Origin of the sequence: Acinetobacter sp. AC1-2, from assembly GCF_016124155.1 — a bacterium.
In the GTDB taxonomy this organism is placed as follows: Bacteria; Pseudomonadota; Gammaproteobacteria; order Pseudomonadales; family Moraxellaceae; genus Acinetobacter; species Acinetobacter calcoaceticus.
Map to the genome: position 1 here is coordinate 149652 of NZ_JABFFO010000005.1, position 19804 is coordinate 169455.

Here is a 19804-nt window from a genome sequence, read left to right on the forward strand (position 1 = left end):
GCCCACTTTCATCCTCTATCCTATTTTGTTGCAAAAATAAGATCCTTATAGATTATAGACAGGTTGCAGATGACTTTTAGCACCAGCTAATGAGGAATAAATTCCAATACCCTCATTAAGGAAAATAACTTACCAACTTAAGACTCTAAATAACCCATATATGGGTCAGAAATTGAATCTTCTTGAGTTTCAATACGGCCAGCAAAGCGACGGCTAAAAGTAGCATCATCAGCTAATGTCACAGTGAAGTCATACCAGCCACCAAATTCAGACATATCCCAAACCAGTTCTTTTTCAGAATGGTCGGTTTCTATAGTCCATGTCTTATTTGCAAGATAAGCATTTGCTTTGACTGTCAGCTTGACTGACTTACTACCATCATGACGCACTTTTAAATATAAATTCGCATCACATTCTTCCACACACACTCTAATTTCCGGCAATGCTTGAGTCTGGTTAGCTTGGCTTAAATTACCTTTAAACGCACGATGGAAACCATTTGGCCCAAGTACCCATAAATCGTACTGCCCATTTGTAGCATTCCAGACATCATCTAACTGTTTACCCGCTTCAACCATATAACGGCGTGGAATCGCTGTAAGATCTAATCGGTTATACACATGGAAAACCGCTGCCTGTTTACCTGTATTTGAAAACATCAGCTTTACTGTCTTTTGTGCTGCATCAACTTTAGCACTGGTATGCAAAATATAAGGCAAAGCACGTGAAGGTCTAATGCCCATTTCCTGCTGTGCAAATTGTTGCTGGCTTGGAACCGGAACTTGTGGCAATAAAGCTTGAGCAACACGAATAGCATCGGCTTCTGCTTTTGTTTTCTTACCAACTAACTCATTTACAGGCAAAAGGTTCGGTGTTTTAAAATCAAAAGCTGTAGTTAAATCGCCACACACGGCACGGCGGTATGGACTAATATTGGGTTCTTGCACACCAAAGCGCTTTTCTAAGAACTGTAAAATAGAAGTATGGTCAAAGACTTGTGAATTCACCCATCCCCCACGACTCCATGGTGAAATCACATACATTGGAACGCGCACACCCGGTCCATAAACACGTCCATCTGTTGCGGGTTGAGATTTTGCTGTAGCGACTGCTGGATGATTAAAGTACTCATAAGACACTTGTTGATCATTTAAAGTCGTTTTCCCCTGAACTACACCTTTTTCATCTTTAGAAGGTGCACTTGGTGAAGGAATATGGTCAAAGAAACCATCATTCTCATCAAAGTTCACTAATAAAACCGTCTGACTCCAAACTTGAGGGTTTTCAGTTAAAGCATTTAATACTTCCTGAATATACCAAGCACCCTGTACAGGACTAGATGGCCCTGGATGTTCACTGTAGGTCGCAGGAGCAACCAACCAACTGACTTGCGGTAATTTACCTTGAGCAATATCTGCTTTAAAACTACCTAAAAAACCACCGTCTGGCATAGTATTAGCAATACCCTTATAAAGCGGCTGTGTTGCATCGATTTTTTCATCGTATGCAGGGCAAACGAGAACATCATTACTTACAGGTTGCCCTGACTGCTCATTTGCACGGCGGTACTGTTTGAAACCAGCTAGAGGATTGTCGGTAAAGTTATCCGGCATATTTTGATAGATTTTCCAGCTAACGCCAGCCTGTTGTAAGCGCTCAGGATAAGTCGTCCATTCATAACCCTCATTTGAAGGACCAATACCATCAAACTCATTTACAACACTGGCAACACCAGCACCTGTAGGGCCATTCGTTCCAGTCCAGATAAATTTACGGTTTGGATTGGTACCAGCATGCATCGCACAGTGGTAAGCGTCACAAATGGTAAAAGCATTGGCTAATGCAAACTGATATTCCACTTCCTGTTTTTTGTAGTACCCCATCGATTGCGGCTTTTTATGCGCTACCCAATCACTCATACGACCATTATCCCAAGCGGCTTGACCATCCGACCATGAATGAGGCGTACCTGAAACGCGCTGTGCATTTCCTAAGCGGCTATCTAAATGATAAGGCAATACTTTATTTTTCTTGGCATCATATTGTTCCCAAACCTTTCGGCTTTCTGTCATTGGAATGGTAAAGCGGTCACCGAAACCACGTACACCTTTTAGTGTTCCGAAATAATTATCAAATGAGCGATTTTCCTGAGTCAGAATCACGATGTGTTTCACATCTTGAATAGTCCCACTTTCAACTTTGGCATCGATTGCCAGCGCTTTTTGAATACTTAAAGGGAAACTAGCCAGAGCAGCTGTCCCAAACATTGTTTTTGTAGAATTTAAAAGAAATTCGCGACGATTCATTAGTTCTATCCTAAGTTCTTATTATGGTGCACAGTGCATTTTGCAATTACTGGTTGGCGGTGTTGTTGGCGATGAATTGTCTGAGTCGTTATCATCGTTACAAGCACTGAGCAGAAGTGCTAAAGAAGTAATTAATAGAAGTGAAAGTTTTCGCATCAGTTTTTTCCAAACGGTTTAAATGCGAACTACTAATAACGTGTAAAAGTGACAGGCAAGTGATGTTTTGATGTCGATTTCATGAAGGCATAAAAAAACGCATCCGAAGATGCGTTTTTAGAAAGCGTAAAATTACCAGCCTAAAGCTTCTTGTTGCTTTTTAACGAGCTCGGCAATTCCTTTTTCAGCCATTTCTAACATGGCATTGCTTTGTGCGCGAGTAAACGGTTTGTCTTCAGCAGTACCTTGAATTTCAATGAATTCACCTGCTTGAGTCATCACCACGTTTAAGTCAGTTTGACAGTTCGAGTCTTCTTCATAGCAAAGATCAAGCAATACCTCATCTTGATACATACCCACAGAAATTGCAGCAACTAATCCTTTAAGCGGATCATGCTTAATTTTCTTTTGAGACAATAAAACATTCATAGCATCAACCAATGCTACAGCCGCACCAGTAATTGAAGCAGTACGCGTACCACCATCTGCCTGAATCACATCACAGTCGATGGTAATCGTGTTTTCGCCAAGCTTTTTCAAATCGACCATAGCACGTAAGCTACGACCAATCAGACGTTGGATTTCCTGTGTCCGGCCCGACTGTTTACCACGCGCTGCTTCACGGTCACAACGTGAGTGTGTTGAGCGCGGTAACATGCCATATTCAGCAGTGACCCAGCCCTGTCCTTTTCCTTTTAAAAACCGTGGAACCGAATTATCGATACTTGCAGTACAAAGGACTTTGGTGTGACCAAACTCAACCAGAACTGAACCTTCTGCGTAACGGGTATAGTTACGTGTGATTTTTACTTCACGTAACTGGTCTAATTCACGTTGGTCAATACGCATAATCCTTCCTAACTTCTCTTAAATACAAATCTGGGCATAGTATAGCAAAGGATTTTGACAGGTTGAGTTTATTCCCTACTTTCAAATGTAAGTCTGCACTTTTAATGACTCAAAAAATAAAAATAGCCCCTTAAAAGGAGCTATTTGGAATACCTTAAACAATGCTCTGTCTTTATTAAGCAACTTTGCCAAACATGCCTTTCACCGCCCCAACAAAGGTCCGCTTGGTCGCCACTAAACGATCAACCACATTGTCAGGCAAAGAGTGAACAGCCAGACGTTTATACACACTCAAAATTTGAGACCCAAAGGGCGCGGTATTGTACTGTTGACCGAACTCTGCACAAACTTCACGTACTTTAGGTGCCATCTCTTGATAGCGGTTGGCAGGTACATCAGGAAACAAGTGATGTTCGATTTGATGACTCAAGTTGCCACTCAAGAAATGCATGATTTTACCGCCAGTAAAGTTTGCTGAACCACGAATCTGACGCAAGTACCACTCTGCTTTGGTTTCATTATCAATATTGTCAGTAATAATTTCAGAGTCTTCTGTGAAATGACCACAATAAATCACGGTCGATGCCCAGTAGTTACGGATCAAGTTAGCAAAAAAGTTACCAGCCAATACTGGCAAGAACATTGGTCCTGCAATTAGTGGGAACAGCACATAATCTTTACCAAACTGACGTACCATTTTTTTACGTAGATTTTTAGATTCTACATACACTTCTTTCCAAGTTTTGGTGCCATCAAACAACACTTTTTCCATCTCTAGACGTTGCAAAGCCAGTAGCCATTCAAAACCCGTTGACAATACAAAACCCATTGGCACGTTGAATAAAAAACGAGGTTCCCACTTTTGCTCACGGCTCATGCGCATCACACCATAACCGCTAATATCATGATCCATACCAAACACATTGGTATAGGTATGATGCTTATAGTTATGGGTATATTTCCAGTCTTCACCCGTACACACTGTATCCCAGTCATAGGTTGCACCGTTAAGCGTTGGATCATTTAACCAGTCAAACTGACCATGCATCACATTATGACCGAGTTCCATGTTTTCAACGATTTTAGATACGCCTAGCATAGCCGTACCCAACAACCATACTGGTGGAATCCAACCACCAAACATCAACATGCCACGTGATGCAATTTCGGTGTAGCGTACAAAATTACGTACTTTGTAAATATATTTTGAATCTTCTTCCCCGAGATCTTTCATCACTTCAAGACGAATTTCTTCAATACGGCGACCAAAAGCTTCTGTTTGCTCTGGGGTTAAATGTGCCGATTTTGATGTTGCTTTAAGTTCTACTGCCATATTCATAATGGTATCCTCAAATCTCTTTTATGTTTGTTTTTATAGATCAATCGTGACTGGGCTAAGGGCTTGATTCACGCATAACTTAATTGCACGATTTGGTTGATCGTCAATTTCACCTGTTAATATATTCTGGGTGACACCACTGACTTTGGTACACGTACATTGGTTGCATACACCCATACGACAACCATGCTGTGGACGTAAACCAGCTTGCTCTGCACTGCTTAATAACGTTGTCGTGGCAAGAAAATTTTGTTGCGAACGACGGAATATGATTGGTTGTGCTTCATTAGACTGTTCGATTTGAACAGGCATGAAAAACTCTTGATGGAAGTTTTCCAACACATCATGTTGCTTATAAATATCTTGTGCCTGACGCATCATGCCGTGATGACCACATGCATACATTTGTAGGTCTTTAAAGTTCGGGACCAGTTTCGTCAACAATTTCGCATCTAAATGCTGCTTTTGCTCAGTGGTATTAAAAAAATGATATTGAAGCTCTGGATGCTTTTCTGCCAAAGCTTTTAATTCAGCATGAAAAATTTCTGCGCGATTAAAGTAAATGACATGAATCTGTTCAAGCTGCTGTTTCAAGGCTTGCTTCAAAAGTGAATAAATTGCAGTAATGCCACTACCTGATGCAATTAAAATCGCAGGTTGCTGGCCTTGGTGCAAAGTAAAATCACCTTGTGGCTGTGAAATCTCAATGCACTCTCCAACATGTAAGAGTTGAGCTGCACTAGACACTAAGCCCTGTACTTTAATACCTAAAGAGATTTCACCTTCATTCGTTACTTCAATAATTGAATAACTACGCTGGTGGTAAACCCCATCTATAAGTAGGGTCAATAAAATACTTTGTCCAGCACATACCTGATCGAATTTAAAATTACGATTCGGTTTTAGCTTGATAAGCACCATATCGGTATGTAGAGACTGAACTGCTGTAACTTCTGCAAGTACGCGTTTCCAAGCCCAAGTCACGTTAATTTTCTGCAAAACAAAATCAACGAAATCTTCTCGAACCAAATGTGGCTGATAACTAAGTGTTGCGTTCATACGTTCCTCTTTTGTATCTGGCTATTTATTTGAGTGAACACATGTTCGTATAGTGAACATATGTACACTATATTTATAACCGTTCACTCAGTCAACACTTGTTCACTATTTTTTTTATGAAAGTTTGCTCTTTTTTGTTAGACTCTGGCTCACGGTTTAAATAGGTTCTTTTAATGTCGATACGGGATGAACGAAAACAGCAAAGTCGTCAGGCACTCCTTGATGCAGCCTTGCATCTGAGCACGTCTGGGCGTTCGTTCAGTAGTATCAGTTTGCGTGAAGTTGCACGTGAAGTTGGTTTGGTACCGACAGCGTTCTATCGTCATTTTCAAGACATGGATGAACTTGGTAAAGAACTGGTCGACCAAGTCGCACTACACTTAAAAAGTGTTTTACATCAATTGGGTCAAAGTTATTTACAACATAAATCTACGAAAACTCAGACCAGCATTGAGCTATTTGTTCAGGCGGTAAATCATAGCCCTAAGCAGTGGCAATTTATGATTTCCGAGCGTTGGGGAGGTTCAGAAACGGTTCGTGCAGCAATTGCCCGAGAAATCGAATTTCTGATTGAAGATTTGACTACAGATCTCACCAAACTCGAAAATTTCAAACATATTCAACAACCTCAAGACTTAAATGTCTTGTCTACTATTTTGACCAACATGTCATTTACATGGGCAATGACGTGGCTCAACCTATCTAAACAATATCAAGACGAGCAGCTCAAACAGCAACAAACTGCCTTTATCGAAAATGCCTCTACACAAGTTCGCTTACTCTTTAGAGGGATTGCAAACTGGGAACGATAGAAGCGGCAAATGACAAAAAACAGGTTATGTGGTAATACGTAAAGAGAGAAAGAAAAAGGCTAAAAATTTCGAGAAAAGTCTTTTTCTTTTTACAGGAAGTAAATTATTAGTTAGGCCAAACTGGTGTGGGAATACCTATGAATCTTGATCGTCATACACAGTTTTTGATGCGCAAAGAAAAAATTCTAAGCGTGGCAGAAAAATTGTTACTAGAAAACAATCAGGAAATTACTCTAGATGAGTTAGTGGCCGAGCTGGATATTGCTAAAGGCACACTTTATAAGCATTTTAGAAGCAAAAATGAGCTTCTACTTGAGTTAATTATTCAAAATGAAAAGCAAATTTTAGAAATTTCTAAAAAATATAATACAGATTTCAAAGAGTATGCTCCTCATTACATGCTTCACCATTTGCTTACGCCTGGAAAAACGATTCTATTGCATCAACTTGAAGAAAATCTGACGATGACAGAGTCTAAGTTGAAGCATCTTTTTGAAGAGCTTTATGAAATCCGCCAACAGCGCATTTTAGCTATTAAAGATATTACTGAAAATTATTTAAAATCATTAAATTATGATATGTCTATTCGTGATTATTTGTCTTACATCTGGTCACTAACTTATGGCGCATCATTGCTTTTAAATTCTACGTATTACCAGCGTTCTATTGGTTCTCGCCAAAAATTAATTAATTTATATATTAATCAGGCCCTATCGCTACCAACCCAAACAGTTAATTTTGATGTTTTAAATTTTCAAATTGAAGATGAAAGCCCCAAAAATTAATTGAAATATTTCGTGATAATTAACAAAAAAATTAAACATCGATATAAATTTTAATTGAATAAAAATGGGCTTCAGATGAAGCCCATTTTTGAAGTAAAGCCTAAACAACTTATTTTGCTTTACGTTCTTTCTCAATTAAATAATTAAGAACTTGAGTGACTTTACCATCTTCACCCTGCACGACATATTTACCATTAACTACAACCGCAGGAACACCTGTTAATTGGTACTGTTGAGCAAGTTTATTCGACTCAGCAACTTTTGCAGTCACAGCAAATGAGTTGTAAGTACTATTAAATTTCTGTTCAGGCACGCCATAACGAGTAAAGAACTTCGCAGCAGAAGCCTGATCAAAAATTTGCTGACCATTCACCTGAATCGCATGGAACAACGGTAAATGCGTACGTTTACGTACACCTAATGCCTCAGATGTGTAATATGTACGCGCCCCTTGTTCCCACATTTTATTCATTGCAGCTGGTGTACGTACAAAACGCACATCTTTAGGAATCTGTTTTAACCACGTTTGCATATGCGGTTCAAGTTTAAAACAGTGTGGACATCCATACCAAAAGAACTCTCGAACTTCGATTTTCCCCGGGACTTCCACTTTGCCAGGATTGGCAATCACGGTGTAGTCTTTACCAGCAACAAAATCTGCTGCCATTGCACTACCCGATACGGCCATAATTGCTGCACTCAAACCACCCAAAACCAATTTTTTCATTGCTACAGCTTTTCCTCTAAGTTGTTATGCATTAGCTTATGCCCTAAATATAAAACAAATATGCTAAATTCGTTTTGCTTCTGTGAAGTTTTTTATTGGGTTTATCGCTTTTTTCCCAATAATCGCTACACTAACGGCGAACTACATCCAAAAAGATAACTCAAGTTTAGAGGTAGCACCATGTCGCAATTGAATGTTGATTTACAAGAAATCGCAAAGTTTGAAGCACTTGCTGCCAAATGGTGGGATCAACATTCTGAATTTCGCCCACTTCATCAAATTAATCCACTACGTTTAAACTGGATTGATGAACGCGTAGGCGGTCTTGCTGGTAAAAAAGTACTGGATGTCGGCTGTGGTGGCGGTATTTTGGCCGAGAGCATGGCACGTCGTGGCGCAGATGTACTCGGTATTGATATGGGTGAAGCACCACTAGCTGTAGGCCGTTTGCATGCTCAACAAGACAATGTTCAAAATATTGAATATCGCCAAATTCCAGTAGAAGAATTAGCACAAGAACAAGCTGGCCAATACGATGTGGTGACTTGCATGGAAATGATGGAACACGTTCCAGATCCTGCATCTATTGTAAGAGCTTGTCAGGCTTTGGTTAAACCGGGCGGCCATGTGTTCTTCTCAACTATTAACCGCAACCCAAAATCTTATTTATTTGCCATTATTGGTGCAGAATACGTACTACGCATGTTGCCAAAAGGTACACATGATTATCATAAATTTATTCGCCCATCTGAAATGGCACATGACATTCGTAATGCAGGCCTTACTTTAAAAGAAATGACTGGACTGCATTACAACCCGCTTACCAAACATTACTGGTTAGCGCCAAATGTCGACGTTAATTATATGGTTCACACGATCAATACAGGTGCATGATGAAAGCTGTTTTGTTTGATTTAGACGGTACTCTTATCGATACGGCTGCCGACTTCATTCGTATTATTCAGCAAATGTGCCGTGATGAAAGACGTCCGGTTGTTGATGCCGACCTAATTCGTACTCAGGTTTCTGAAGGCGCTCGTGCGATGGTTAAATTGGTCTATCCAGAGCTGGATGTGACCAATCCGATTTTCTTGGCACATCGCCAAAACTTTTTAGACATTTACGGCAATAACATTGTGGTCGATACAGACCTGTTTGAAGGCATGTATCCGCTTCTAGAAACTTTAGAAGCTAAAGAAATTCCGTGGGGTATTGTGACCAATAAACCTCGTGGTTTAAGCGAGTCTCTCTTAGAGAAGTTAAATCTGACTGAACGCTGCGCGGTTTTGGTATGTCCTGAGGATGTTAGTAAAACTAAACCAGACCCTGAACCAATGTATTTGGCTGCTAAACAGTTAAATATCCCAGCAAATGAAATTATTTATGTGGGTGACCACCCACGTGATATTGATGCTGGTCGCAATGCCAATATGTATACTATTTTAGCTGCATATGGCTATTTACCAATCGAACACCGTGATGATCTCACTGCATGGCAGGCCGATTCGATTGTAAATACGGTGACAGAATTACACGATATGTTACGTCAAAAGCTTCCTGCTCTACAGGAAAATCAGCGTATGATAAGTTAACATAAGAGTTTTATAGGCTTTTTTAATAGTTATTCGTTTTATCAATATAAAAAGAAGGAGGTTTACCAATGAAATATTCAGAATACCAACCTCGTCCGGATCTACTCAAAGATCGAATTATTTTAATTACCGGTGCTGGCGATGGAATTGGGCGAGCTGCAGCTCTGACTTATGCCCTACATGGCGCAACCGTTGTACTGCATGGTAGAACCTTAAATAAACTAGAAGTTATTTATGATGAAATTGAAAGTCTAGGTGCACCGCAACCGGCAATTTTACCATTACAGCTTTCGAGTGCTTCTGACCGTGATTATGATTTTTTAGTCGATACCCTTGAGAAACAGTTTGGGCGTCTTGACGGTATTTTGCATAATGCAGGTATTTTAGGTGAACGCGTAGAACTAGCACATTATCCAACCGAAACTTGGGATGATGTCATGGCAGTTAACTTACGTGCCCCTTTTGCCTTAACTCAAGCGTTATTACCGCTTTTGCAGAAATCAGAAAATGCCTCTGTCGTATTTACCAGCTCTGGTGTAGGCCGTGAAGCACGTGCTTTATGGGGCGCATATTCTGTCTCCAAAATCGCAATTGAAGCAGTCAGCAAAATTTTTGCAGCGGAAAATATTTATCCGAATATCCGCTTTAACTGCATTAATCCAGGCGCGACACGTACTGCAATGCGTGCTAAAGCCTATCCACAAGAAGATCCTAAAACACTACCTACACCAGAGTCGATCTTGCCTGCTTATCTCTATTTAATGGGTGAAGATAGCTTGGCGCTCAATGGTCAAAGTATCGATGCACAGGATTAAAATGTTAAAGATGAAAAGCTAAATAAAATTACAGCCGATCATCAAATCTGGCTTGCCTATACCTGAAAAGATATATACAAGCCTTTTTTATTATTGATAAAAACTCTTGATCTATCCGTAATTTTAATTGAACCATTAAATGATCTTCACAGTTTCTCTGCATTTTGCGCGTAGAGTATTCAACATGAGAGACATCAGATGTAAACGAGGATGCATCATGAAAAAGTTGTTCACAATCTTAACCCTTTCCATAGCCGTACTCACTACAAGTATGGCGAGCTTTGCTGATCCTCCTTTTGACCGAGGCCATGGCCCCAAAGGTCCTAAAGGTGGAGGACCACGCGGTGAATGGAACGATCGTGGGCCAGGATTTGGACGTGATCATGATGAAGATCGTGTCCGTGACGAACGCCGTATGCGCGAGGAACGTGGCTTTGAACGCCTTAAACAGCATCGTTGGCAGCCGGGCTATGTGATGCCACAGCACTATCGTGGTAATGGCTACAAAGTCGACTATAAAGACAGTAACTTGCCGAAACCAGGCCGCAGTCAACAATGGTACAAAATCAATAATGACTATATTTTAGTCGATACTGATTCTAATAGTATTGTTAGTATTCGTGGTTTTTAACGCGATAGAACCTCGCTATCGCTGAGCAAGAAGGATAAAGCCGTATGGTTTTATCCTTTTTTATTATTTATATATCTTAGAAATAAAAAGATTTTTTATAGTCTTACACTTCGTATTTTCTTAATTTCTTCTTATTTCATCGTTAGTTTTCACATTTATTCTTCGTAGCCTCCACGATTTATCTGTAATTGTTCACTAATCTTTAGTTATTGAAATTTAATTCATCATTCGAGGTTTACAATGAAAAAACTAACAACAGCAATTGTTCTTTCACTCAGTGGTTTAGTTGCAACAACAGCAATGGCAGCACCTAACGATCATAATCATCATGGCAATTACCAAAACCATGAAGTAAAAACTGTTAAAGTAATTAAAAAAGACGACCATCGTAATGTTTGGCGAGCAGGTCAAGTTGTACCCCGTGAATATCAACACTCACGTTACGTAATTGACTACCGTCAACATCAGAAATTAACTAAGCCAGGTCGCTACCAAAAATGGTACAAAGTGAACGGAAATTATGTCCTTGTGAATGAACAAAGCCACAAAATCATTAGAGTTGTTCACTAATTCTAAAATTCTTTAAACACCCAAACTCTGATTTGGGTGTTTTTTTATCTAAAACATGCGACTTTAATCTTTTTTGTTTAGAATCATCTCTATATCTTTTTGCTGTTGATTCGAGATCGGTATGCCAAGCAAGTCTTTAGAAAAGTCGCATAATAACACCCAGCATTATGTACACTGGTTTCGACACTCAGCGCCCTACATTAATGCTCACCGCGATAAAACATTCGTATTGATGTTTGGTGGTGAAGCAGTCCGTCATCCTAATTTCGAACATATCATTCACGATATTGCTTTATTACACTCTCTTGGTATCCGTTTAATTCTCGTGCACGGCGCACGTCCGCAAATTAATCAAAATCTTAAAGAAAAAGGAATTGAAACCCCTTTTTATGACAACTGCCGCATTACTACACGTGAATCTTTAAGCTGTGTCATGAGTGCCGTAGGCTCCATTCGCCTAGAAATTGAAGCATTACTTTCTATGGGCTTAGCGAACTCTCCAATGTACGGCGCTCGAATAGATGTGATATCGGGTAATTTTGTGACTGCTAAACCTTATGGCATTCGTGATGGAATGGATTTCCAGCTCACAGGTGAAGTTCGCTCTATTGATACCGATGCAATTGATCGACACCTCGATAATCATAATATTGTGCTACTGGGGCCAACAGGTTATTCCACTACAGGCGAAGTATTTAACTTAAGAGCAGAAGAAGTTGCGACCAAAACTGCAACTTATTTAAAAGCAGATAAACTCATTTTTCTTGGGGAACAACAAGGGCTTCTTAATGAGGATGAACAAATATTACGTGAGTTAAGCCCACATCAGCTCGACTACTATATTCAACAATACCAAACCATTAGTCCAACGCTCACTTTACATTTGCAACAAGCCAAAAAAGCGTCTTTATCTGGCGTACATCGCGTACATCTTATTTCATATGCCTATGATGGCGCCCTTCTTCAAGAGTTATTTACTCGAGATGGTATAGGTACCATGATTACCGATGCACATTATGAAGAAGTTCGCACAGCCCATATTCAAGATGTGGGTGGTTTAATGAATTTATTACGCCCTTTGGAAGAAGAAGGCATCTTGGTTTATCGTTCACGAGAACGTTTAGAGCAAGAAATCAGCCAGTTTGCTGTCATTGAACGCGACGGTATGATTCTAGCGTGTGCTGCACTTTATCCAATTCCGACTGAGTTTAACGAAACTCGTTCTGCAGAAATTGCCTGTGTTGCCGTGCATCCAAGTTATCGTAAATCAAACCGTGGTAGCCAAATTCTGCAATTCCTTGAAGAAAAAGCCAAAGAACAAGGTATTCGTCAATTATTCGTTTTAACAACGCGTACCGCTCACTGGTTTTTAGAACATGGTTTTCATCAGGTCAGTGTTGATGACTTACCGAATGCCCGTCAAGCACTCTATAACTACCAAAGGAATTCTTTAGTTTTTAAAAAGCTGCTCCCTTAGCCTTTGCTCTTTTTAAGATATTCTTATTTCAGATAAGCTTAGTTAAAAAAGTACATCCATAAATGCTATTAATTTATGGTTGTACTTTTTTTAAATCTCTATTTTTAATGTTTTAATATTTTTTATTTTATTTACATTAACTTACTTACAATCCATCAAACATATTTCTTTTAGATAAATCATTTTTTTGCATAAGTTTATAGCCTATTGTGTTTAGCTTTTTTTTGCATAATTAAAGACCGAATACTTATTTTTTCTGAAATAAAAATCCCTTTAGGGTATCTGCTCATCCAATTATTTTTTCTTTTCTCTTTCGGGGAGCACGAAACCTCATGGCACTTTTCAACACCACTTCATGGGCAAAATATTCAGTCATCGCGGCCAGCCTAGCAGGAGTGATGATGTTAAGTGGTTGTGCCAAAAAAGAGGAACAGGCCACCACAACTTTAAATATTGGCTATCAAAAATATGGCATTCTTCCTATTTTAAAGGCCCGTGGTGACCTAGAAAAAGTACTAAAAGATCAAGGCGTGCAAGTAAAATGGGTCGAGTTTCCTGCTGGACCTCAATTACTTGAAGGTTTAAATGTAGGGAGCGTTTCACTCGGTGAAGCAGGTGAAGCACCACCCATCTTTGCTCAAGCTGCCAATCCAAATTTAGTCTATGTCGCAAACCAACCCGCTGCTCCAAAAGCAGAAGCACTATTGGTACAAAAAGACTCTCCAATCCACTCTATTCAAGATTTAAAAGGCAAACGTGTTGCTCTTAATAAAGGCTCGAATGTTCATTACCTGTTATTGAAAGTTCTAGAAGCCAATAACTTAAGCTTAAGCGATATTCAACCTGTTTATTTACCGCCATCAGATGCACGTGCGGCCTTTGAAAAAGGTGCGGTAGATGCATGGGTGATTTGGGACCCGTTCTTTGCAGCGGCTGAACATCAAATTCAGGCACGAGTTTTAGCAACAGGTGAAAATTTGGTAAGCAATCATCAGTTCTATTTAGCTGACCGTAAGTTTGCAGAAAATAATCCGAAAGTTCTCAACACTGTTGTGCAAACCCTTAACCAGACAACTGAATGGGTCAGCACACATCAGGATGAAGCTGCCAAGCTACTCGAAAAACCTACAGCACTTGAGTTTGATGTACTCAAAACTTCCATTTCACGTATGGGTTTTGGAGTTCAGCCAATATCTGACAAGGTGGCGAAAGAACAACAACAAGTAGCTGATGCCTTTTATGCGCAAAAGCTCATTCCAAACAAACTCACCATTCAAGACGCCATTTTAAAACTGAAATAAACCCAGCATAGGCACGGCTTAAATAATCATATAAATGCTGTGCCTTGCCTCAAGGGGAACAAGGATATCAATATGCAACATCAGTCATTTTTCAATAAAAGTCAGTGGGTCCAGTTAGCTAAACGTATTAGCGCAGTCACTGTATTAGGTTTAACAATTGCAGCACCAGCTTGGGCAATTGATCCAACTGTGAAAGAACTTCGTATTGGTTTTCAAAAAAGCTCTATTAATTTTGCGATTGCCAAACAGCAAAAATTATTTGAACAAGAATTTCCAAATGCCAAAGTTACTTGGAATGAGTTCCCTGCTGGTCCACAAATTTTAGAAGCTTTAGCTGTCGGTTCACTTGATGTTGGAGTCACTGGAGATACCCCGCCAGTCTACGCACAAGCGGCTGGTAAACCTTTATATTACATTGCCTATGAAGCAGCGAAACCGTTGGCATCGGCAATTTTAGTTCCTAAAAACTCACAACTGAAACAGCTTAAAGACCTCAAAGGCAAACGTATTGCGCTGCAAAAAGGTTCCAGTTCACATTATTTACTTGTACAAGCCGTACGTAAAGCAGGCCTAAACTGGAGCGACATTACTCCAATTTGGCTTACTCCTGCCGATGCTCGTGCTGCATTCCAAAAAGGTGCCGTTGATGCATGGGCAATTTGGGACCCTTATTTCGCTTCAGCACAACTAGAAGACCAAGCCCGTGTTCTTGCATCAGGTAAAGGCTTAAGTCCGAACTATACATTTTATTTAGCTGCTCCAGATTTTGTTAAACAACATCCTAAAGCCGTTTCAGGACTTATCAAACAAATCAATCAAGCCGACAAATGGGTTCAAAGCCATCAAACAGAAACGGCAAGTGCTATTGGTCAAAGCACAGGCCTTAAGCCTGCGACCAGTGACTTATTCATTAAACGTCGTCCACGTCCATCATCGGCAGCGCCACTCAACAGCAAAGTTATTGCTGAACAGCAGCAGCTCGCAGACATTTTTAGCCAACAAGGCATCATTCCAAAACCAATCAGCATCAAACAAGCTGTTTGGATTGCCAAGTAATTTCAATAGACATATAGGTAATGCACATGAAAATTTTCTGGTTTATTCCTACTCACGGTGATAGTCGCTATTTAGGTACAAGTAAAGGCGCTCGTCAGGTTGACCATGCCTATATGAAGCAAATTGCTGTGGCGGTAGATAATTTGGGTTATGAAGGCGTACTTATTCCAACAGGTCGTTCATGTGAAGATCCTTGGATTACAGCGGCTAGCCTGATTGATGCAACACAGCACCTTAAGTTTTTAGTCGCGTTACGTCCGGGTGTAACTACACCAGCTTTGGCTGCGCGTATGGCTGCAACATTTGACCGCTTGTCGAATGGCCGTGTGTTACTCAACTTAGTGACTGGTGGTGATGAAGCTGAACTACGCGGCGATGGTTTATATGAAGATCACTCAACGCGTTATCAAACTGCTAATGAATATGTAAAAATTTGGCGTGAAATTTTGACGCGTTCACATACGGGTGAAGCTTTTACATTCCACGGTGAACGCTTACAAGTTGATGATGCAAAACTACTTTACCCACCTGTTCAAAAGCCTTACCCACCGCTTTGGTTTGGCGGTTCTTCAGACGTCGCTGTCGACTTGGCCGCTGAGCAAGTCGACACGTACCTCACGTGGGGTGAGCCACCAGCAGCAGTTAAACAAAAGATCGAACATGTTCGTGCTAAAGCTGAAGCTAAAGGTCGTAAATTAACTTATGGCATTCGCTTGCATGTCATTGTTCGCGAAACCAATGAACAAGCATGGGCAGCAGCTAACGAACTTATTCAATATCTTGATGATACGACCATTGCTGCCGCACAGAAAAAATTTGCACAAATGGACTCTGTCGGTCAACAACGTATGGCAGCTCTTCACGGCGGTAACCGCGACAAGCTTGAAGTATCTCCAAATCTCTGGGCAGGTATTGGCTTAGTCCGTGGCGGTGCGGGTACAGCACTTGTAGGTGACCCTGAAACAGTCGCTGCCCGTATTCAGGAATATGCTGACCTAGGTATCGATACCTTTATTTTCTCAGGCTATCCGCATCTTGAAGAGTCAATCCGTTTTGCAGAGTTAGTATTCCCTCTATTACCAATCGAAACCCGAGCGAAACTTGCTCAGCCAAATTTAACCGGTCCATTCGGTGAAATTATTGCCAACAACTATGTTCCCGACGAGAAGAAGCAAAATAGTTCCGTCAAGGAGCCTGCATGAGTAAAGATGAAAGTATTGTTTCACGTGGAACAAAACAAATCGGGCAGCATTTGCTGCCTTGGATTTTCCCGATCATCCTATTGATTGTCTGGCAAATTGCATCGAGTTCTGGTCTTTTAGAAAGCCGTATTTTGCCGGCACCCACGGCAGTCATTTCCGCTTTTTGGCACTTACTCGTTAGCGGAGAATTATGGCATCACGTTAAGGTCAGTGCAGGTCGCGCTTTGCTTGGGCTTTTAATTGGGGGCGGTCTAGGTTTGCTATTGGGTTTACTGAATGGCTCTTCGCGATTTGCTTCTACCCTACTCGATACAACCTTGCAAATGATTCGTAACATCCCAGCATTAGCACTTATTCCACTCGTTATCTTGTGGTTCGGTATTGATGAAACCGCAAAATTATTTTTAGTTGCAGTAGGTGTTTTTTTCCCAATTTATATCAACACCTATCACGGTATTCGGTCAGTTGACCCTCAATTGATTGAGATGGGTAAAAGCTACGGACTTTCTCGCTGGCAACTTTACAAAGAAATTATTCTTCCAGGTGCGATGCCTTCTATTTTAGTCGGTTTACGTTTTGCTTTAGGTTTAGTTTGGGTCTTGCTGATTGTTGCCGAAACCATTTCTGCTCAAGCTGGTATTGGTTATATGACCATGAATGCACGCGAGTTTTTACAAACAGATGTGGTACTGGTCGGTATTCTTCTTTACGCCTTACTAGGCAAACTAGCAGATGTCTTAGCACAGATTTTAGAGCGCTATTTACTACGTTGGCACTCTGGATATCAGAAATAAGGGAGCTTAAAACATGACAAATCTGAATTTAAATATTAATCAGAATGACGTGCAGCTCATTCCTGAAGAGCCAACAGAATCACAAGAACCTACATTAGGCGCAGAGATTCTGATTGAGCAGCTATATAAATTTTATGGCGAGGTTAAGGTTCTTGAAGATCTTGACCTACACATCCAACCTGGTGAATTTTTAGCAATTGTTGGTCGAAGTGGTTGTGGTAAAAGCACGTTACTACGTTTAATTGCCCAACTTGAAAAAGCCAGTTTTGGAGAAATTAAATTTAAGTCTGCTCGCCATTTGCGTGAAGGCATTACCAATGATGATATTCGAGTTATGTTCCAAGATCCACGTTTGCTTCCTTGGAGAAATATTCTTCAAAATGTTCAACTTGGACTACCAAAATCGCAACATGCTTTAGCTGAAGAGTTACTAGAAAAAGTTGGTTTAAAAGAAAAATCGGGACAATGGCCTTCACAACTCTCTGGCGGTCAGCGACAACGTACAGCTTTAGCACGCGCACTGTCGCATACGCCACGCATTTTGTTGTTAGATGAACCTTTGGGTGCATTAGATGCCCTAACCCGTCTTGAAATGCAAAGCTTGATTGAGCGCTTGTGGAAAGAGCAAGGCTTTACCGCCATTTTAGTCACACATGACGTAAGTGAAGCAGTGCAATTGGCTGATCGTATTATCTTATTAGATAAAGGTCAGATTGCTCAAAGTTTCCAAGTTAATTTGCCACGCCCGCGTAAAAAGAGCATTAGTTTTGCCCAACTTGAGCAACAAGTACTCGATGCGGTTTTGGCAACTTAGGTTTGCGATGAGTAATGAGAACCGTTCAACCGAAAAATGCCCAATTTACGAGCAATAAAGCTGCTGTTTTATTGCTCTTTTTTAGGGCGAAATTTTAAAAATATTTTTAAGAATAACAATAAACTAGTTAAATTCTTTATTTTTTGCACAATAGTATATCTATTACGCAAATAACTAGCCGTTTTTTGATTAAAAAAGCAAGACACCTGTGCACAAATCAAACAATTTCCCTTACAATGGGAATAATATTTTTTTAATTATGCAGCAGATGGAACAAAAAAAGAGTACCCAAAAGCGCAATCAGCTTCTTGCTGCCGCCCTTGACGTATTTTCGGTCTATGGGTTCACTGGCGCAAGTCTGGATGAAATTGCCCAACTCGCCGACATGCATAAGTCGAATATTTTCTATTACTACGAAAATAAAGAGTCTTTATATGTAGAAGTGCTCACAACTGTTTTACAAAAATGGTTGGCTCCCTTACAAACATTAGAATCTGAATTAGAACCAGCCGAAGCCCTATCTCACTATTTAATACAAAAAATCGAACTGTCTCGTAGCCAACCGAAAGCATCTAGATTGTTTGCATTAGAAATAATTCAAGGCGCTCCGCATATTTTACCTATTCTCAAAGGACCATTAAAAAAACTATTTAAGCGTAAAGCTAAAGTCATTCAGACTTGGCAAGAAGAAGGAAAGATTTCACCAGATATCGATCCAGAATTATTAATTTTAAACATTTGGGGCCTTACGCAAAACTATGCAGATTTTGCAACCCAAATGGAAATGGTGACTGGAAAAACTCTTCGTAACCGAAGCATGTTCCAACGCTCAATTGAGCACACAGTACACCTGATGCTCTACGGCGTATTGCCTCGTTAAAACCAAAAAAAGATCGGCAAACTTGCCGATCTTTTTTTAGAAATGATTTTGATAAAGAGCCAAAAGTTTTTGGGCACCTAATAATAAATTTTCTTCCCAATCCAGATGTGCAGTGTCATCTGCTCCATCAGTAATATACTTCACAGAAATCAAGCGAACTCCTAGCTTATGGCAGACTTTGGCTAAAGCATAACCCTCCATATCCACCACATCGCAAGCTACCTTTGGCTGGCCTGTTTCAAATGAATCGCCAGTACCACAAATCCCCTTTGGCAAATCAGCAAAATGTGGTTGAAGGTGAATTTCAGCTGGCAAGTGATCATCTAACGGCGTTACACCTACTTCAAACCCTAACGGTGAAACATCCATATCACGTTGTACAAAAGTCTTCACCTCGACCAAATCATGGCGATTAAACGTAGAGCTTCCTGCTGTACCCAAATTAATTAAAGTTTTACACCCTGTTTTTTGAATAACCTCAAATGCTTTAAAAGCAGCATTAATCTTGCCAATACCACTGTAATGGACTTCAACACCTGCCTGTTCAAATAAACCTTTAGATTCATTAGGAAGTGCCATAATTAAAGCAATATCAGTGTTCATTCAAAAAGCTCAAATCAAAATTAAATAAAATTAGAA

20 protein-coding genes are annotated in these 19804 nt (G+C 40.2%); 14 read left to right on the forward strand and 6 right to left on the reverse strand.

From position 1 onward, the window contains the following. Positions 1–137: 137 nt before the first annotated feature. The 4 genes from HL290_RS15455 to HL290_RS15470 all read right to left on the reverse strand — a co-directional run bounded on the left by HL290_RS15455 (position 138) and on the right by HL290_RS15470 (position 5709). Positions 138–2306 carry a phosphocholine-specific phospholipase C gene (locus tag HL290_RS15455; protein ID WP_198496953.1) on the reverse strand — a complete coding sequence of 723 codons (2169 nt, stop codon included), beginning with the start codon at positions 2304–2306 and terminating at the stop codon, positions 138–140. A gap of 288 nt (positions 2307–2594) precedes the next feature. Next, a complete protein-coding gene (gene rph / locus HL290_RS15460) occupies positions 2595–3311 on the reverse strand; it encodes a ribonuclease PH (protein WP_005037670.1) in 717 nt (238 codons plus the stop codon). A 175-nt stretch (positions 3312–3486) separates the two neighbouring features. Beyond that, positions 3487–4650 (reverse strand): fatty acid desaturase family protein, encoded by a 1164-nt coding sequence (locus tag HL290_RS15465; RefSeq protein ID WP_198496954.1) that lies wholly within the window; start codon positions 4648–4650, stop codon positions 3487–3489. Positions 4651–4683: 33 nt separating this feature from the next. After that, positions 4684–5709 (reverse strand): ferredoxin reductase, encoded by a 1026-nt coding sequence (locus HL290_RS15470; protein ID WP_198496955.1) that lies wholly within the window; start codon positions 5707–5709, stop codon positions 4684–4686. Between the two features lie 173 nt (positions 5710–5882). Here HL290_RS15470 and HL290_RS15475 point away from each other — a divergent pair, with 173 nt between their 5' ends. Together HL290_RS15475 and HL290_RS15480 are read left to right on the forward strand one after the other, a co-directional pair. Then, the gene (locus tag HL290_RS15475; protein ID WP_003655781.1) at positions 5883–6521 is read left to right on the forward strand and encodes a TetR family transcriptional regulator; all 639 of its coding nucleotides are present in this window, start codon (positions 5883–5885) and stop codon (positions 6519–6521) included. Between the two features lie 137 nt (positions 6522–6658). Next, positions 6659–7306 carry a TetR/AcrR family transcriptional regulator gene (locus HL290_RS15480; RefSeq protein WP_198496956.1) on the forward strand — a complete coding sequence of 216 codons (648 nt, stop codon included), beginning with the start codon at positions 6659–6661 and terminating at the stop codon, positions 7304–7306. 109 nt (positions 7307–7415) lie between these two features. Here the strand turns inward: HL290_RS15480 and HL290_RS15485 are convergent, their stop codons facing one another. After that, positions 7416–8033: a thiol:disulfide interchange protein DsbA/DsbL gene (locus HL290_RS15485; protein WP_002120747.1), complete on the reverse strand. Its 618-nt coding sequence runs from the start codon at positions 8031–8033 to the stop codon at positions 7416–7418. A gap of 180 nt (positions 8034–8213) precedes the next feature. Here HL290_RS15485 and ubiG point away from each other — a divergent pair, with 180 nt between their 5' ends. The 12 genes from ubiG to HL290_RS15545 all read left to right on the forward strand — a co-directional run bounded on the left by ubiG (position 8214) and on the right by HL290_RS15545 (position 19165). Next, positions 8214–8927, forward strand: a complete 714-nt coding sequence (gene ubiG, locus HL290_RS15490) for a bifunctional 2-polyprenyl-6-hydroxyphenol methylase/3-demethylubiquinol 3-O-methyltransferase UbiG (RefSeq protein WP_003655787.1) — start codon at positions 8214–8216, stop codon at positions 8925–8927. After that, complete coding sequence (locus HL290_RS15495) at positions 8924–9625, forward strand: HAD family hydrolase (protein ID WP_080026059.1); 702 nt, start codon at positions 8924–8926, stop codon at positions 9623–9625. The genes ubiG and HL290_RS15495 overlap by 4 nt, the downstream gene beginning before the upstream one ends. Positions 9626–9693: 68 nt before the next feature. Beyond that, complete coding sequence (locus HL290_RS15500) at positions 9694–10440, forward strand: YciK family oxidoreductase (RefSeq protein WP_004640337.1); 747 nt, start codon at positions 9694–9696, stop codon at positions 10438–10440. Positions 10441–10657: 217 nt separating this feature from the next. Beyond that, on the forward strand, positions 10658–11071 hold the full coding sequence (locus tag HL290_RS15505; RefSeq protein ID WP_004640334.1) for an RcnB family protein: 414 nt from the start codon (positions 10658–10660) through the stop codon (positions 11069–11071). A 240-nt stretch (positions 11072–11311) separates the two neighbouring features. Continuing rightward, positions 11312–11641, forward strand: a complete 330-nt coding sequence (locus HL290_RS15510; RefSeq protein WP_004640333.1) for an RcnB family protein — start codon at positions 11312–11314, stop codon at positions 11639–11641. Positions 11642–11762: 121 nt separating this feature from the next. Beyond that, entirely contained in the window at positions 11763–13118 is a 1356-nt protein-coding gene (gene argA, locus HL290_RS15515; RefSeq protein ID WP_198496957.1) for an amino-acid N-acetyltransferase, read from the forward strand. Between the two features lie 332 nt (positions 13119–13450). Next, entirely contained in the window at positions 13451–14419 is a 969-nt protein-coding gene (locus HL290_RS15520) for a sulfonate ABC transporter substrate-binding protein (RefSeq protein ID WP_198078005.1), read from the forward strand. A gap of 72 nt (positions 14420–14491) precedes the next feature. Further along, complete coding sequence (locus HL290_RS15525; protein ID WP_198496958.1) at positions 14492–15475, forward strand: sulfonate ABC transporter substrate-binding protein; 984 nt, start codon at positions 14492–14494, stop codon at positions 15473–15475. A 26-nt stretch (positions 15476–15501) separates the two neighbouring features. Next, positions 15502–16677, forward strand: a complete 1176-nt coding sequence (gene ssuD, locus HL290_RS15530; RefSeq protein WP_198496959.1) for an FMNH2-dependent alkanesulfonate monooxygenase — start codon at positions 15502–15504, stop codon at positions 16675–16677. Further along, complete coding sequence (gene ssuC / locus HL290_RS15535; RefSeq protein ID WP_003655804.1) at positions 16674–17471, forward strand: aliphatic sulfonate ABC transporter permease SsuC; 798 nt, start codon at positions 16674–16676, stop codon at positions 17469–17471. Before ssuD ends, ssuC begins: the two co-directional genes overlap by 4 nt. 13 nt (positions 17472–17484) lie before the next feature. Then, positions 17485–18285, forward strand: a complete 801-nt coding sequence (locus HL290_RS15540; RefSeq protein ID WP_003655806.1) for an ABC transporter ATP-binding protein — start codon at positions 17485–17487, stop codon at positions 18283–18285. 259 nt (positions 18286–18544) lie between these two features. Beyond that, on the forward strand, positions 18545–19165 hold the full coding sequence (locus HL290_RS15545) for a TetR family transcriptional regulator C-terminal domain-containing protein (protein WP_003655809.1): 621 nt from the start codon (positions 18545–18547) through the stop codon (positions 19163–19165). 36 nt (positions 19166–19201) lie between these two features. On the opposite strand, the gene HL290_RS15550 is transcribed toward HL290_RS15545, so the two are convergent. Then, positions 19202–19768, reverse strand: coding sequence for a 5'-nucleosidase (locus HL290_RS15550; RefSeq protein ID WP_198496960.1), 567 nt, complete (start codon positions 19766–19768; stop codon positions 19202–19204). Positions 19769–19804 lie beyond the last annotated feature (36 nt).